The following is a 13479-nucleotide window of genomic DNA, read 5'->3' as shown; positions in this document are numbered from 1 at the left end:
CTACACCGTCACTTTAGGCGGTTGCCGGTATTGAGGATCAAGCGTATCAATCGCTTTACCATCTTCAATCTTCGTAATTTCTTCTTGGATCGCTTCTTCTGACCAATCTGGATGGATATTGCGCACCGTTGTTTCAAGTGATTGTACGCCAGCTTCGTACTTCTCGATTTCTTCCGTAGCTCTTTCGCTCTCTGCTTTAGGAAGCATGTCGCCCCATTCAACAACGGGCGACTTTACATCTAATTGAGACGATCCGAGAACATTTTCTAAGATCATGCACTTACGAATGGCATCCTTAAGCGCTACATCAAATTTAGATTGAACCGCCTCGGCTTTAATAACCGAAACCATCCATTCATATAGCATTGCGACAGCCGCCTTAGCACCACCACCTTCTTCAAGACCTGCAGCTTGTGGCGATGTCTTACTAACAGCAAGCATGTACTTTATTAGTCGCTCAACGTGAGAAAAGGAATGCTCCGTCTTAGCATCCCATGTAATATACATTGGCACAGCACCGTTTTTCTCATCATAGCTGACCACTTCTAGGTCAGCACTACGTACAAATCGCCCTCCATAGTGTTGCATGTTTTGATTGGCCACCGTATCCCATAGCGCACGAGGAATAGCCAACTTCGGCTTCCCATGCTTCTCGAAAACAATGCTGTCTCTTGTAATGGTCCAGTTGATTTCTTCCTGCAGCATGTCGATGTTTCTGAGTGACGACCGCCCTCTCGGAGTACCTAGCGTATCGTCATTAGGTACGTAGCCGCAAAGCAATTCGGTTACACCTGGCAGGTCTGAATCATCAGGTACTGTTATTCCGTACTCCTGAGCATATTCCTTAACATCCAACTCATCTGTGACGTTATCAGCATCCATCTTATAAACGAGCTGCTGCACAGCCAGTCCTGTTTCAGTAAGCAACTGCCGTTCTACGCGAAGGAACCGCTTCTTGTTATTCTCGTCGCCCCACTCTTCTATCCAAGCAATGTCAGCACCCTGATCATCATCATGCGGAAGGTAGCGATCACCTAGCAACCACTCGAACCATACCTTGTTACGATCATTGCGGCGTACTCTATATGCAATAACACCGTCTACCTGCTGCTGCGTGACAGCTGCCCATATCTTGTCGTTAACTTTGGAAGCCCCTACTACATTAGAAACGAATTCTAACTCAGGCCCTTCTTCAGTGTCCGCTGATATGTTACCGAGAGCACGATTAACGAGGTCAGCTGGTACCTCTGCAACCAGGCAAGAGAAGTTTGCAACGATGTACGGGTGATTCGTCTGAATGGTCTCATGCGTCTCTTCCCATTCACGCAAGCTCTTACGCCGCCATTTCTTTTGTCTATCAGCGCCCACCATCTTAGCTCGTGGAAATATTTCAGCGTGATCGCCTTCATATAAAGCACGATAATACTTCATCAGCTCCACATCCTTGTCGAACGGTGCTGGTGGGAACTTCTTTTTCAAGTAATTGATCGTCATACCCTATCTCCTTTCTACCATCCACTCGGACGTTGATTTGTATAAAGTAATTCCGGTCTACGTAATGGCTCAGCTGAGTAGCGTAGAGCTGCCATTGCATCATCGAATGCGTTAACTGGCTCGTCCAAGTAAAGCCCTGTCTTCTTGTCCTTCTTCCACGACCACTGTTGTATCTCTTTGATCGTATTGACGCAATCCGGATGAATGTGTATCTTACGTTGCTTAAGGTAATCGATCTGAGCTACAACACTACCAGGCTCCTTAACAACACCCGATGCATTGTATCCGGCATTCTGCCACATCTGAATGCGATCGGGCTCGGCAGAATCACAATACATTGCAAGATACTTACTGAGCTCCTGCCTGTCTGCCATTTCAATAATTGCATCTGTTGCCATTTCATGAACATAGATTTCGTTGCAAACAAAAAACTCACCATCTTTAACACCGACCGTGAGAATACAGTTTGCATGGTTAAAACCAAAGTCTTGCGCCAAATGCATGGTATCGAACATATCGAACGACGTTTCGAAGTCGTGAATGATGAAGTTCTTGAAGATAAGACCACCAAGTTCGCCCCATTCACCTTCCCCGTAGATCGCATAGCCTTCCGGATCCTCTTCTTTCCGGCGCATCATACGACGATGATATGCAGGATCTATGAATCGATTTTGAAGGTAGGTTGAATGGTTGGTAAGTACGTCCGGACTGACATTGTCGAAATACTTCCGCTTAATCCAGTGTGTAGCTGATACCGGGTTAAACGTGAATGTGATCTGATAGTATAGGTTCGGATTAAGCAATATCCCCCGCAGCCGGTCATCTAGAATATCAATGTCCGATTCCTGCAACTCCGTCGCTTCTTCTACCCATATCCACACGAGTTTCCCGTGTGCAAAGTTAATGGACTTGACCTTCTCGCGGTCTCGCACATCATTCATCCCACGAAAAATAACCTCGTTACCTGTAACGCGGCTTCTGATTGTAAGCGGTGAACGAAGGATTTCCCAATACTCTTCTGCTCGATCGCCATATATTCGGTTAATTGCCCCAGTTAACTCAGCAAAGGTACTGTTACGGTTCGTCTCATTGACCTTACGAACGCAAAGTAGGTTAGCACCAGCATACTTCGGATCCCCAAGCTTTAGAATGTAATCCTGCGCAATGTTGACCGACTTTCCCGAACCAGCACTACCACGCAGAGCTCGATAACGGCGCTGTGTACGGTTAACATCTCGAAAATGAGCGTTGAACTGAACCTTTACTGCAGCACTCATGATTCATCATCTCCGTAGTCGATCTCGATGCGCAGAGGCTCTTTATTCCCAGTGTTCTTAGCAAGTTTTTCAGCTTCAATTTGTAATTTAACTGTATCTATCTTGGCCTTTTCAACCTGTGCTTCCATTAATTCAAGCTTAATCCTACGCTCATCATTCTCTGGTGCTGCAGATAAGAATTGCTTCATCGCAGAACGGAATTCACGAGAAATAGTTGAGTAAGCCTTGATATCAGTTGATTGGCGATCCCAAGAGAACTGAAATTCATATTCTTCTTCGGTGACAATTGGTTCTAGTTTCGATTCACCTTCCCCAACGTCATGAATCTCAAACTTTCGCTTTTTAAGTTCCTTGATCATCTCTTCTTTATCTGTAACAAACATAATACGTTGTGCCCACAGCAGCTTAGCAAATGCAATTTCAACACCCTGCCACAACATATCTAAAGGATCTAGCTCACTTACCATAGCCATGAGCTCCTGAAACTCCTCGTTCTGCGGAAGAAACTTGCTGTATAAGCCATGCTTTAAGTTGTTTCGGTTTCCTTCAGGTGCACCGCCGCCTTTATTACCTACGGCGTTCTGATTGCCCCTCGGAGCTCCGCGTGGCCGCCTTGTCGGAATGTCGTCCCACTTATCAAGAAACTTCCATTTACGGACTAGAGCATCAGACACACCAAGTTCTTCAGCAACGTCTACAAGCTTCATCTGCCGACCGCTTTTGAGCCACAGTTTTTGTGCAGCTAAGCGATTGGTGCTACGTTCACGCGCCACTGCATATCACCACCTCCGGAAATAAAAAAAGCGCCTTAGGCGCTAATAATATCTTGTGACTTCAAATAATACTTTTCCCCTTCTTTAACAACAATATTTCTGTCAATGAGAGAATCTACTATCGCGTAAAGCAATATGGACCTTACACCCAACTCTTGAGATATCTCATTTCTTGTTAATCCTAGTTTGTTGTTTTTCAGTATTTTGATAATTTTCCTTTGATCAGGAGTCAATGTATTTTTTATAGTAATGGAACTAAATAAATCGGATTCAATAGTATTCAATTTAGCATCTTCAATTTTCTTCTCAATTCTCTCGAACATATCTTTAAGCACATCATTGTTTTGCTCATCTCCAGGGATATGCTCTTGAGAAGCAGACTCTGTATAATGCTTCGCCTCTTCTACCGCCTCGTTTACCGTAACTAGAGTTGAGTAGATTTCTCGATCCTTTTTCGCAAGAAGATCTATAAAGAATTGTTCATCCTTAAAATCTCCAGGAGCATAAAGAACTTCGTGCTTCAGAAATAGTATTAAAAAGAATGCTCCAATTAGAATGATTGGAAACACAATAACGAACCATACAAATATCCTTTGAATTTCAAGTGGTAATCCTAATAAAACAACTGTCCCAGCAACTTCAGCAATCCCTGCAAAAATGGCTATTATCGTCAACGGATTTTGTATCTTCCCTTTTTCCATTCGTTCATCAACTCCCCCCATCAATAGTACATTATGTTCCATTTATCGACAAGCCTATGATGATTTGAGTTTGAAAGAACGCTCGCATAGGATTTTCTTCGAGCGTTACCATTGAAAATCTTTACGTTCCTTTATCCTCTTAGTGTCCATTGCTGCTGATTTCTCCTAAAAACTGTATCTAGAGTTATTCTTATTACGTATTGTATGGAATTCATTAACTCTCACTTTTCATTGTTAATTCAATACTTTCAGCGATTCTCTCAATAATGAATTCTCTATGAACCCGATTAAAGGTAGTTAATCATAGTCCATGACGGTCAATTGCCTCATCTAAGGTGTCCTGTTTAATGCCGATATAGCGTAAAGTGACAGATTCCTCATCGTGATTGAAGTGGTCCATTAGTAACGTTATATCTTTTTCCCTCATATGAAAAAAGTATCCGAACGTCTTCCGCATGGAATGTGTCCCGATACTCGTTAATCCGAAGTGTTTAGCAGCTCCGCTTAATATCTTATATGCCATACTCGAACTAATAGGTTCGTTGATTTTCCCAGTTTTATGTTTTTTACTCCGACTCTTGAATAAATATTCATAGTCCGGTTTCCCTTTTATATATCGATCTAGGACTTCTCTGAGAGCACGGTTAATTTTAATCAACTGCTGCTTCCCTGTTTTTTCTTCGTAAATGTCAATATACATCCCCTTAACATCAATCACACGAAGTGGAAGTATATCCGAAATACGAAGACCAGTATTGATTCCAAGGACAAACATCACGAAATCTCTTTCATTTTTCATAGATAAGAAATCCTTTATCGCTTCGACCTTCCTCGGGTCCCTGATTGGCTGGACAAACTTCATAACCACCACCTCCCTAGTTTTTGGCAAAGAAAAAGCACCCAAAGGTGCTGTTGTATATTACATTTTTCATCAAAAAACTTCAAAATCATCTTTTTTAGTTACAACATTATACAAAATAAACATTTTTAGAAGGAGTTTTCATTTCACAGTAGAATAGTACATATGTATCACAAATAAAAAAATAGGAGGTTCTTATGTACTATCCATTGCTTAAAAACAGTAACAATGAGATGAAAGCCCTGCGAGAGCTCCATCAAGACACCAGAAAATTTGTAGTTCCAATAATTGAATCAAAAAGAATCAAAAAAGAAAATGTTCACAATTGGCAAGGTTCATTTAACACTTTAGGTAAATATTTAGCTGAACGATTAGATGGAATGAAATTCATTTACGACTTCTATTGCGCTATTGAGGAAATAGGTATAGAAAATGAATTACTTACCCCCAACGGTGTTAATTTAGTAAATCATTGTATTTCTAAAATGAAAGAATACAATTTAGATTTAGTACCTTGCTTTCAATATGATTCTCCAACGTGGTTGGCTCAAGCAGTTCTTAACTCTGGTTATAAAGAAGTTGCTATAAGAATTCGTTGTTACAATTTCAAAGAAACGTTTGATTCATATGTTTTAGAAAAATTATTGAAAGACTTGTCAGAAAATTCAGATATAGAGATTACAGTTGTGTTGGACTTCTACAATAAAGAGATACATTTAGAAAGAATTCAACATGCAATAGATACATTCTCTAAAATCCCAAACTCTAAAATCGTCTATCTATCTACCTCATGCCCAGAAGATGCGAGTAATGCTGAAGTACACGCCATAACTTTAGTAGGAGCGAGAAAAGATTTAAATAGTTATCTGCAATTAAAAACTGAAAATTCTAGTCTATTGTTTGGTGATTATACTACTCGACTACAGGGTGAGGTACTAAGTGGTTTTAATCATAATAACTCTTACCTTAAAATTTTTTACACTTCAGAAACAGATTATTTTATAGCTAAGTCTCGCCTAATAAAAGACGGAGGTGAAGAGACATTTTATCAAGTCTGTTCTGAGTTAATTGAGCAAGATTATTATTCTGGGAATGCTTTTTCTTTTGGTGATGGTGAGATCTATAAATGTGCCAAAGAAATTATCACTATAAGTGGTCATCAACCGCCAATTGCAATTGCAGTTAATCACCACATTGAATTGACGGTATCACAATTTTTTTGATTATCTCCAATTTTCCCTAGTTTTTAAGACATCATAAACATACATGCGAACTTCATTATGATCAGCTTCTTCATTAAACAATGTGAGAAGCTTTTTTTTTCTCATTTTTTTATATGATTTGGGCCAATTAAAATAATCTATGAGTCCTTCTAGTTCCTTTTTCCAAAGAAGCTTAATGATAAGGGAAGTGTCTTGAAAAGAAACTTGTCTTCCTTTTCGAATATCAATCAACCTTGTCTGATCAGCACTAATTATTTTAATCCCCCACCATATTGGGATCATTTTCTTTACTTCTGTAAGATATTTTCTAGAAACAACTATAGTCATTCTTTCAAATATCTTGTTATAATACTCCATTTGACGAGGTAATCGACTCAAATTATCTAAATCGCTTTTTATCTCATACCCATGCATGATTCCATTAACAACTGCAATATCGATTCTAGATGCTCCAAAATCTAATCCTAATTCATTAATAATTCTAGTTTCGTTGCATTGCGAGTATTTTCCATTTAACTCCTCCATAAGGAGCGTTCTTACCTCTAATTCATTTAAAGGATTCATAATATCACCTATCACTATAATATTGATATTTATTCTCCATTTCAAGTGGGCAAGGCAAAATTTACTTGAGGTAAACTAAGATACCTTATTCAAAATGTGCAACATACTTGTCACTTAATACATCTAGGCATTTTACATAATTGCTTCGTTTCTCGCCATTCGCCCCATACACAACTTTTACATTTTTCTGGTTGCTGCGGCGGATCAGGCTCTTTAACAATCTTTCTTTTCCCTTTTCGCATATCCCAAGCCCCTCCTTGCTCATTACGGGATATAAACCCACATGCAAAAAGGCGATCCATATGGACCGCCCTTGCGCACACCTTCATTAATTATCCATTCTTCGACTACTCGGAAAACTCCGAGCAATTGAACAAGGGACAAGTCAACCTTGTAAAGGGCATCTAACCCCACCTCATCACCGCACGCTTGACGATCAACGTCTAAGGTAAACGTTCCTATCATAAAGACTAAGTTCGTACCCACCGCATGGCCGAGTCCTACAATTGATAAAGGTACAGTAGGATCACCCGAGCATCTCTGCTCTATTGATTCCACTGTACCCCTATAAATAACGCCTTTTACTAGCGACTTACATGCTTTTTGTCTGCATCTTACACGCATTTTCAAATTTCAAATTCTTTGATAGTATTAGCGACTGATTCAATGCCTTTGTTAATACGGCGATCCACCGTTGATGGATCCATATGCCGATAACGTATAACTACATCTTTACGTCTGTTCCCATCAATAAAGCGCATTTGAATTGACTCTTTAATGACTGGATCTATAATAAGCCGAACTGCTCTCTCCACAGCTGCTGTTGCATTTAAGTATGCATTGTAAGCTATTTTTTGTTTTGGAGCAAGTTCCCCAACTCGCTCCAACTCAACTATGAGTGCTTTGTGCCGCCTATACCGGACAAGAAGTGATTTCGTTTGCTTGATCTCATCTTCTGTTGCCGGATCAAAAAAATTAAGTTGCATAGCTAACATCCCCCTCATCCCCTCTGCTATAATAAGAGATGAGATTACGTAATCGCCCAGCCGACCGTTCCCCAACGATAGTGGCTGGGCGATTTGTTATTTAATCTGAATGTATTGCTTTATATGCTGCATGAAATGCATAAGCTCCTGGTGTATAAAAGTTCGATCCTTTCAATATAACCATTACCTCTTGTAAGCCTGCCTCTAGAATCATTGCTCTATTTTCCATCAACTCGATAACCTGCTGATCTTTATCATGCTGTATGCGCATTTTAATAACATCAGATCGTAGATCGATAATCTTTTGATGTAATGCTGCTTTACCCACTAGATTCACTCCCTACAACGATTTCAAAACATTCTGCGCGATATAATTGACCATCGATTAGCAGCCAACCACTTTTATACTGGATAGCTTCATATGATTCGTCTAGCGTAAAAGGATAGTTATTGTGCCATGTCTTATAGACTACTTTCACTAGATCAATCCTTTCAGAGATAGTGTCGTCGTACTACGACACTTCTATGGTTTCAATATTTACGACCTTGAAAAATGTAGGTTCATATCCATGACGTTCAATCCACTTGATAATCACATTGGAAAGTTCCTCTTCGAGTTCGTTGTCATGCTCTTGCTTGGTGTCCATAAGATATTCCTCAGCATGTTCTCCAACATCGTTATACACGCTTTGATTGATGTGTTCCAGTACGCTTTCCACATCAACCGTAACACCTAATCCTGCTTCTTCTACTTGACCAACATAAAACTTTGAAACACCTAAGTATCCTTTGTATTCAGATTTACCAAAATCAATTGCTTCTTCTTTGGTTTCAAAACATTCATCATTATTGAAATTTTCATTCGATGTGCTACAAGTCCATTTTCCGTTGTTATTCATTACATTCGCTCCCTTTAATTAAATTATTTGTTGCGTACTGTGTAACACAAAATTCACTCAGTTTCATTTTCGGATACAAACTCGTGACCTACCATTCCGTCCTTATAGTAGTCGAGCCACCCTCCAACCTCCCACGATTGGCATTCAACCTTTTCTTCCCATGGACCGACATGATCGGTTCCCCAAACCTTCAACACTCCCGACATATCCAATCATTCCTTCCTGCACAATATGTGTCTACCTAGACACTACTGAATTATCCATTTAGAATTAATGAGACTTCCTGTCAACCTTTCAAAAGACCAATTTTTTCGTCTTCATCGTAAAACATTAGGTCGCCATCTTCATCTACGGTTGCTTTTGTATAAGCATCTGAACAAACTCCAATTGGATCAAATTCTCTGTCGGCTATATCACCAAATTTCAATCTATCTATCATTTGTCCAGTAGTTAACATATTAGGTTCTAAGGCTCTTAATAGCCGTTCCGCATCTGTTGCTGTTCCGTTTCCTTCCAGCACCCTGTTACGAAGGTCATCATCGACAAGCTCATTCCACACAACAAATTTTCCGTCTACGTAATCATCAGCATATTGCCCACAATTGAAAGCAATCGATAACAAGCAAAATTCCCCATCGCCACCAGCAGCATCTATCTCTCCGTCTTGAATACCAACCTCTCTAAGCTGCTCACGGTTAGATTCGTTATCTTCAACCAAGATATATGGACTGTCGCCCGCTTGCATCTCGATTACTTCCAAATTATTCATTGCATTACATACAGCTTGTCTATTCATTTTTCATTCCTCCAATTTGTTATACAGTTTTCAAATAAATCTTTATCACTATTTAGATAGCACACGTACCCAGTACTCGTTTTCCTTTTGAACCGAGAAAGTGATATTTTTTGCTACACATGCTCGCTTATTTGGATTCTTAGGTGCTTTCATTTACTTCATTCCTCCACCTTATTGAGATATTCAGTAGCAAATGAACCGCTAAAATCTTCAAGCATCACGCTGTATGCTCCACTTGACTGACGAAATTCTTTTGATCGGCATGTCCAAACCTTATCTTTATATTTTGCTAAATTAGCTTCCATACACGTATGCATTACAACCTTGTCGCCGATCTGCAGAAGCTCACTTTCTAGCTTGTAGTTGAAGTTCCACCAACCTTGCTGCCCCTTTGCTTTGATAGGATCTATTGCATGTGCATCTCGCAAATCCCAAGCATGACGACCAATTTCGTACCAACCAAATTGAAATTCATTTCCGTCAAAAAACTCTACAATCATACCTTCTGAGTCAATAGAGTCCGCTGCATTATCCGAAACATGAGTTATTGGATATGAATCATATAAATACGCTGTAGCGACTACCGCGCCAGTAGGTAGGTTACTAGCATCATATCCATGTTTTGCTAGTGTTGACTTGATAGGCTCACGCTCACATGCTTCTTTGTCGATCTTTTTTCCAGCGTGTATTGCAATACGGGCACGAATATTAGTCTTCCGTGAACGTGTCTCGAATCTCTTTTCACCTAGAGCTATGAGCGTTGCCCAAGGCTGTTGTATCGTTAGTGCTTTCATCTACTCATTCCTCCCAAAGTGATTTAGCATACTCATATTGCTCTTGTGTGATCTCGATGTTAATTGGTTCATAAACTTCACACGCATATTCAAAATCCAAAGATACGAATGCATTGTCACCATAACGTTCTTTCAATATTTTTTTATGCTCTGCATGTACCTGCTTATGCTCCTCGAAATCTAATTGCGTAGGTGTTTGTAAGTCCTTCCGCACAATCATATAAGCGTTTTGAATCTCGTCTAGCGTTACATTTCCATCTGCATCGCCTAAATCAATGTCAGCGGCTAGGTATCGATCTTGATTAACTTTGTTGCGTAATACGATTACTGGTACCATTACTCATTCCTCCTATCTACCAAGTATTCAGATAGCAGTCTACGTATTTCTTTTGCTCCACACTCAACACATAAGTCATGATAGTTACCAATACTGGAGATATAATTCTCTATCACCACGTTTTCCGTTTGACACCCTTTACATATTCCGTAATCTGCCTTTTGAGTCGAATAAGTTGCTTCGATATGTCTGTGAGCATAAAAGCTTTTTTCGCAATTTTCGCACTCTTGCAATCCTATTTCTTCATCCCTCGGACTTACCTCCCAACTATCAGACCATTTGTCTCCACAATGAGGACATACGATCTCGTTTGTACCTTCATGATTAATTTGTGTCATCCTTTATTACTCCTCTCCCTCTTTTAATCGAGATGTATATTTAGGATCATATTCAATATCCACAATAAATTCAGTATCACAGACATAGCATTTAACATCATGTTCCCCTGATTCGTGCATGTCATCATTTGAATTTTCTGAGAAGCAAACTGGGCATAGGATTTTGTCCTCTCTATAGCAATCCCATCGATCTAAATTAAGTTCTTTTGCACGGGATAGAGCTGCTGCCTTGAGTTCTTCTTTTCTGTTAGTATTACAAGGCCTACATTCAAATCCATCTGGATGTCCCCAAGGAATTTCCATTAAATCATTACGATGAATACCGCATGTTACGCATATATCATGTTCATGGCAAACGATATAAGCGTATTTTTCACCAGATTCAAGACAATGTGCACAACCACAAACCCAATACCAGCCATCATCAAAGCGTTCCGCGTAAAGCCCTATTTGTGGCGGATCCAACTCCACTTTAGGCAATTCCTTATTACGTTGATCATTATTCCAAATGTTTGTATTACCCGCTCTTACTCTTTGCTTCCATTCTTTCGGAATCTCAGGAATGAATATTTTCGTATCTTTCAAACTCATTGTTATTACTCCTCTCTAATCGTTTACTCATCACACTCATTCCCTAACATTTTTTGGCGGTCTGTTGGGAAGTATCCCTTGTCTAAAGCTCGTTCTGTTCAAAGATGGATCAACTACTTTCCATTCACTTGGTTCAGATGTTTCAGTCAATTCATAATTAGCAGGATCCCAACCACGTTCAATACATTCTTGATATGTGATCTTCCGTGAATAGCATACATTTAACTTCGTTGCAGCAATCTCAATTTCAGCACATGGCCTGCTTGCTCTAGCTTGAACCTGTAACATAGCAATCCCTCCCGGAACAATGTCAGCTGCCTACTATGCTCTGCAGCATGGTTATAATAGATATTCATATAAATCAGCTTGATTTTTGTCTGTTACGGATAGTTCTTCTTGATACTCAAACCAAAACTTCACTTTTACCCCTGTTTCCTGCACTAATCCATATCGTTTAGCAAATTTGTATTGTGTACTGTCTCGATTAAGTGACTTAATGAATCCAGCAATCGATTCTCTAAAACTTTCTAGTGTCACTGATCCTTTCAAAATGTTGCAACTTGGACACGAAGGAACTTTATTTTCTTCATTATCTCTTTCAGGATAGTAACTGTCCTTTCCAGTCGTTAATATACCGCCCTTAATTTTAAGCTTACGTACAACTGGCTCAAAGTGATCTGCATGCCATTTATCACCTAGTTCACAACCACAGTACCAACAACGTCCGTTTGATTTGTTCCAGATTGCTTGACGCTTCTTATTCAATTACTCACCTACTCAATATTGAATTTCTTAACCGCTTATCTTTTGATGTTTCCCATGCAGTTAAATTACGAGCGATAATTTCAGTTAACTCTTTTGTTTCTTTAGGACCTAAAGATATTCCGATTGGATCTGCATTGTCACTACCGCACTCAACGCAAGCAGGATTCTCTATTGGATCGTCACCTTGCTTTACAGCGTACTCTCTACCACATTCACACTTAAACGATTCCCACATCACGATCACCCTTATCGAGTTTTTTATTTTCACTTATTTTCGCGTAAATATCTGCAATAATAAGGCCCGTTCTGTTTAGATCTGCATCCTTATGCAACAATCCTTTAGTATTCAATATCGATAGCCTTGACTGAGGCACAAGAATTAGATTGTCTAAGTGAATATTGCTTTTGTCTTGATCTGCGAATATAAGAACATACCCCTTAGGTACTGGTCCATTTACTTCTTCCCAGACAACTTTATGCTTATGCCGCCATCTTTTGTGCCATTCTCCAACATCAGATACCTTAATTAGTCTATATCCGTCTCTATTAACCCGTTCATAGCCAACTGGCTTATAATTCGACGGTCTATCACCTGTTTTGAAGGATGTTCGATTACCTCCCACGTTATGGATGCCCTTAGTACCTTTATTTGCTGGCACATTTCCTTTTTGAATTTGGGTAATGACACCACTAGTTAGTTTGTGATTTTTTACAAAAGCTCGAAGTTGCGAATACTTCAAATCTGTTTTGAAACGATCATTTAGCATAGTAATTAAATCTGTAATTAAGCGGCCTTCGATGTGATCCTTAACGAATTGTTTCTGCTCACTTGTCCACTTATGCATTAATTGCCGCCTTCTAGCATTTTTGGTTTTTCAAGATCAGCATTTAATCTGTTATCGTAAACTTGTTGAGCTTTCAAGACTAAGTTTCCGTTCGCAATAACTTGATGAGCCACGCTAGTAATTGCTTTTGCTCTGTGAATTTCTTCTGTTAACTCTTCGCCAGATAATTCTTCATCAGATAGTCGTTCCAACTGAGCAAATAAATGGTTGTTCAAATCTCCAAGTGTATTTTTCATG

General features: G+C 39.6%; 24 protein-coding genes. 1 reads left to right on the top strand and 23 read right to left on the bottom strand.

Annotated elements, in window-relative coordinates:
* The 5 genes from AC1TPB_RS05770 to AC1TPB_RS05750 form a co-directional block, all read right to left on the bottom strand.
* A complete protein-coding gene (locus AC1TPB_RS05770; RefSeq protein WP_482075626.1) occupies positions 1–1494 on the bottom strand; it encodes a phage portal protein in 1494 nt (497 codons plus the stop codon).
* Between the two features lie 14 nt (positions 1495–1508).
* Positions 1509–2771, bottom strand: a complete 1263-nt coding sequence (locus AC1TPB_RS05765) for a PBSX family phage terminase large subunit (RefSeq protein WP_482075625.1) — start codon at positions 2769–2771, stop codon at positions 1509–1511.
* Positions 2768–3544, bottom strand: a complete 777-nt coding sequence (terS, locus tag AC1TPB_RS05760) for a phage terminase small subunit (protein ID WP_482075624.1) — start codon at positions 3542–3544, stop codon at positions 2768–2770. The genes AC1TPB_RS05765 and terS overlap by 4 nt, the downstream gene beginning before the upstream one ends.
* Before the next feature lie 35 nt (positions 3545–3579).
* Positions 3580–4287: a hypothetical protein gene (locus tag AC1TPB_RS05755; RefSeq protein ID WP_482075623.1), complete on the bottom strand. Its 708-nt coding sequence runs from the start codon at positions 4285–4287 to the stop codon at positions 3580–3582.
* 259 nt (positions 4288–4546) lie between these two features.
* Complete coding sequence (locus AC1TPB_RS05750) at positions 4547–5107, bottom strand: tyrosine-type recombinase/integrase (protein WP_482075622.1); 561 nt, start codon at positions 5105–5107, stop codon at positions 4547–4549.
* 194 nt (positions 5108–5301) lie between these two features.
* Here AC1TPB_RS05750 and AC1TPB_RS05745 point away from each other — a divergent pair, with 194 nt between their 5' ends.
* Positions 5302–6327 carry a beta family protein gene (locus AC1TPB_RS05745; protein WP_482075621.1) on the top strand — a complete coding sequence of 342 codons (1026 nt, stop codon included), beginning with the start codon at positions 5302–5304 and terminating at the stop codon, positions 6325–6327.
* On the opposite strand, the gene AC1TPB_RS05740 is transcribed toward AC1TPB_RS05745, so the two are convergent.
* The 18 genes from AC1TPB_RS05740 to AC1TPB_RS05655 all read right to left on the bottom strand — a co-directional run bounded on the left by AC1TPB_RS05740 (position 6328) and on the right by AC1TPB_RS05655 (position 13478).
* On the bottom strand, positions 6328–6891 hold the full coding sequence (locus AC1TPB_RS05740) for a sce7726 family protein (RefSeq protein WP_482075620.1): 564 nt from the start codon (positions 6889–6891) through the stop codon (positions 6328–6330).
* A gap of 110 nt (positions 6892–7001) precedes the next feature.
* Positions 7002–7133, bottom strand: a complete 132-nt coding sequence (locus tag AC1TPB_RS05735) for a hypothetical protein (RefSeq protein WP_482075619.1) — start codon at positions 7131–7133, stop codon at positions 7002–7004.
* A 22-nt stretch (positions 7134–7155) separates the two neighbouring features.
* On the bottom strand, positions 7156–7515 hold the full coding sequence (locus tag AC1TPB_RS05730; RefSeq protein WP_482075618.1) for a hypothetical protein: 360 nt from the start codon (positions 7513–7515) through the stop codon (positions 7156–7158).
* A 2-nt stretch (positions 7516–7517) separates the two neighbouring features.
* Complete coding sequence (locus tag AC1TPB_RS05725) at positions 7518–7877, bottom strand: hypothetical protein (protein ID WP_482075617.1); 360 nt, start codon at positions 7875–7877, stop codon at positions 7518–7520.
* A gap of 100 nt (positions 7878–7977) precedes the next feature.
* Entirely contained in the window at positions 7978–8205 is a 228-nt protein-coding gene (locus AC1TPB_RS05720) for a hypothetical protein (RefSeq protein ID WP_482075616.1), read from the bottom strand.
* Positions 8198–8356 carry a hypothetical protein gene (locus tag AC1TPB_RS05715; protein ID WP_482075615.1) on the bottom strand — a complete coding sequence of 53 codons (159 nt, stop codon included), beginning with the start codon at positions 8354–8356 and terminating at the stop codon, positions 8198–8200. Before AC1TPB_RS05715 ends, AC1TPB_RS05720 begins: the two co-directional genes overlap by 8 nt.
* A gap of 33 nt (positions 8357–8389) precedes the next feature.
* Positions 8390–8776: a hypothetical protein gene (locus AC1TPB_RS05710; RefSeq protein ID WP_482075614.1), complete on the bottom strand. Its 387-nt coding sequence runs from the start codon at positions 8774–8776 to the stop codon at positions 8390–8392.
* Positions 8777–8829: 53 nt separating this feature from the next.
* A complete protein-coding gene (locus tag AC1TPB_RS05705; RefSeq protein ID WP_482075613.1) occupies positions 8830–8988 on the bottom strand; it encodes a hypothetical protein in 159 nt (52 codons plus the stop codon).
* Between the two features lie 74 nt (positions 8989–9062).
* Positions 9063–9572 (bottom strand): hypothetical protein, encoded by a 510-nt coding sequence (locus AC1TPB_RS05700; RefSeq protein ID WP_482075612.1) that lies wholly within the window; start codon positions 9570–9572, stop codon positions 9063–9065.
* A 158-nt stretch (positions 9573–9730) separates the two neighbouring features.
* Entirely contained in the window at positions 9731–10366 is a 636-nt protein-coding gene (locus AC1TPB_RS05695) for an ASCH domain-containing protein (protein ID WP_482075611.1), read from the bottom strand.
* Between the two features lie 4 nt (positions 10367–10370).
* Positions 10371–10703 (bottom strand): hypothetical protein, encoded by a 333-nt coding sequence (locus AC1TPB_RS05690; RefSeq protein ID WP_482075610.1) that lies wholly within the window; start codon positions 10701–10703, stop codon positions 10371–10373.
* Positions 10703–11041 carry a hypothetical protein gene (locus tag AC1TPB_RS05685; RefSeq protein WP_482075609.1) on the bottom strand — a complete coding sequence of 113 codons (339 nt, stop codon included), beginning with the start codon at positions 11039–11041 and terminating at the stop codon, positions 10703–10705. Before AC1TPB_RS05685 ends, AC1TPB_RS05690 begins: the two co-directional genes overlap by 1 nt.
* Before the next feature lie 6 nt (positions 11042–11047).
* Positions 11048–11632, bottom strand: a complete 585-nt coding sequence (locus AC1TPB_RS05680) for a hypothetical protein (protein ID WP_482075608.1) — start codon at positions 11630–11632, stop codon at positions 11048–11050.
* 36 nt (positions 11633–11668) lie between these two features.
* On the bottom strand, positions 11669–11920 hold the full coding sequence (locus tag AC1TPB_RS05675) for a hypothetical protein (RefSeq protein WP_482075607.1): 252 nt from the start codon (positions 11918–11920) through the stop codon (positions 11669–11671).
* A 51-nt stretch (positions 11921–11971) separates the two neighbouring features.
* On the bottom strand, positions 11972–12397 hold the full coding sequence (locus AC1TPB_RS05670) for an HNH endonuclease (RefSeq protein ID WP_482075606.1): 426 nt from the start codon (positions 12395–12397) through the stop codon (positions 11972–11974).
* Positions 12398–12401: 4 nt separating this feature from the next.
* On the bottom strand, positions 12402–12632 hold the full coding sequence (locus tag AC1TPB_RS05665) for a hypothetical protein (protein ID WP_482075605.1): 231 nt from the start codon (positions 12630–12632) through the stop codon (positions 12402–12404).
* Positions 12616–13242 (bottom strand): HNH endonuclease signature motif containing protein, encoded by a 627-nt coding sequence (locus tag AC1TPB_RS05660; RefSeq protein WP_482075604.1) that lies wholly within the window; start codon positions 13240–13242, stop codon positions 12616–12618. Before AC1TPB_RS05660 ends, AC1TPB_RS05665 begins: the two co-directional genes overlap by 17 nt.
* Positions 13242–13478, bottom strand: coding sequence for a hypothetical protein (locus AC1TPB_RS05655; protein WP_482075603.1), 237 nt, complete (start codon positions 13476–13478; stop codon positions 13242–13244). Before AC1TPB_RS05655 ends, AC1TPB_RS05660 begins: the two co-directional genes overlap by 1 nt.
* Position 13479 lies beyond the last annotated feature (1 nt).

The organism is Paenibacillus sp. Y951, from assembly GCF_056786395.1.
This window is presented reverse-complemented; position numbering and strand designations above follow the sequence as displayed.

What these genes read in the sequence shown, in the direction of transcription:
- AC1TPB_RS05665 (WP_482075605.1), bottom strand. Translation starts at nt 12,632, where the DNA reads ATGTGGGAATCGTTTAAGTGTGAATGTGGTAGAGAGTACGCTGTAAAG.
- AC1TPB_RS05685 (WP_482075609.1), bottom strand. Translation starts at nt 11,041, where the DNA reads ATGACACAAATTAATCATGAAGGTACAAACGAGATCGTATGTCCTCAT.
- AC1TPB_RS05765 (WP_482075625.1), bottom strand. Translation starts at nt 2,771, where the DNA reads ATGAGTGCTGCAGTAAAGGTTCAGTTCAACGCTCATTTTCGAGATGTT.
- AC1TPB_RS05740 (WP_482075620.1), bottom strand. Translation starts at nt 6,891, where the DNA reads ATGAATCCTTTAAATGAATTAGAGGTAAGAACGCTCCTTATGGAGGAG.
- AC1TPB_RS05725 (WP_482075617.1), bottom strand. Translation starts at nt 7,877, where the DNA reads ATGCAACTTAATTTTTTTGATCCGGCAACAGAAGATGAGATCAAGCAA.
- AC1TPB_RS05710 (WP_482075614.1), bottom strand. Translation starts at nt 8,776, where the DNA reads ATGAATAACAACGGAAAATGGACTTGTAGCACATCGAATGAAAATTTC.
- AC1TPB_RS05690 (WP_482075610.1), bottom strand. Translation starts at nt 10,703, where the DNA reads ATGGTACCAGTAATCGTATTACGCAACAAAGTTAATCAAGATCGATAC.
- AC1TPB_RS05660 (WP_482075604.1), bottom strand. Translation starts at nt 13,242, where the DNA reads ATGCATAAGTGGACAAGTGAGCAGAAACAATTCGTTAAGGATCACATC.
- AC1TPB_RS05745 (WP_482075621.1), top strand. Translation starts at nt 5,302, where the DNA reads ATGTACTATCCATTGCTTAAAAACAGTAACAATGAGATGAAAGCCCTG.
- AC1TPB_RS05750 (WP_482075622.1), bottom strand. Translation starts at nt 5,107, where the DNA reads ATGAAGTTTGTCCAGCCAATCAGGGACCCGAGGAAGGTCGAAGCGATA.
- AC1TPB_RS05655 (WP_482075603.1), bottom strand. Translation starts at nt 13,478, where the DNA reads ATGAAAAATACACTTGGAGATTTGAACAACCATTTATTTGCTCAGTTG.
- AC1TPB_RS05755 (WP_482075623.1), bottom strand. Translation starts at nt 4,287, where the DNA reads ATGGAACATAATGTACTATTGATGGGGGGAGTTGATGAACGAATGGAA.
- AC1TPB_RS05730 (WP_482075618.1), bottom strand. Translation starts at nt 7,515, where the DNA reads ATGCGTGTAAGATGCAGACAAAAAGCATGTAAGTCGCTAGTAAAAGGC.
- AC1TPB_RS05770 (WP_482075626.1), bottom strand. Translation starts at nt 1,494, where the DNA reads ATGACGATCAATTACTTGAAAAAGAAGTTCCCACCAGCACCGTTCGAC.
- AC1TPB_RS05675 (WP_482075607.1), bottom strand. Translation starts at nt 11,920, where the DNA reads ATGTTACAGGTTCAAGCTAGAGCAAGCAGGCCATGTGCTGAAATTGAG.
- AC1TPB_RS05695 (WP_482075611.1), bottom strand. Translation starts at nt 10,366, where the DNA reads ATGAAAGCACTAACGATACAACAGCCTTGGGCAACGCTCATAGCTCTA.
- AC1TPB_RS05680 (WP_482075608.1), bottom strand. Translation starts at nt 11,632, where the DNA reads ATGAGTTTGAAAGATACGAAAATATTCATTCCTGAGATTCCGAAAGAA.
- AC1TPB_RS05700 (WP_482075612.1), bottom strand. Translation starts at nt 9,572, where the DNA reads ATGAATAGACAAGCTGTATGTAATGCAATGAATAATTTGGAAGTAATC.
- AC1TPB_RS05735 (WP_482075619.1), bottom strand. Translation starts at nt 7,133, where the DNA reads ATGCGAAAAGGGAAAAGAAAGATTGTTAAAGAGCCTGATCCGCCGCAG.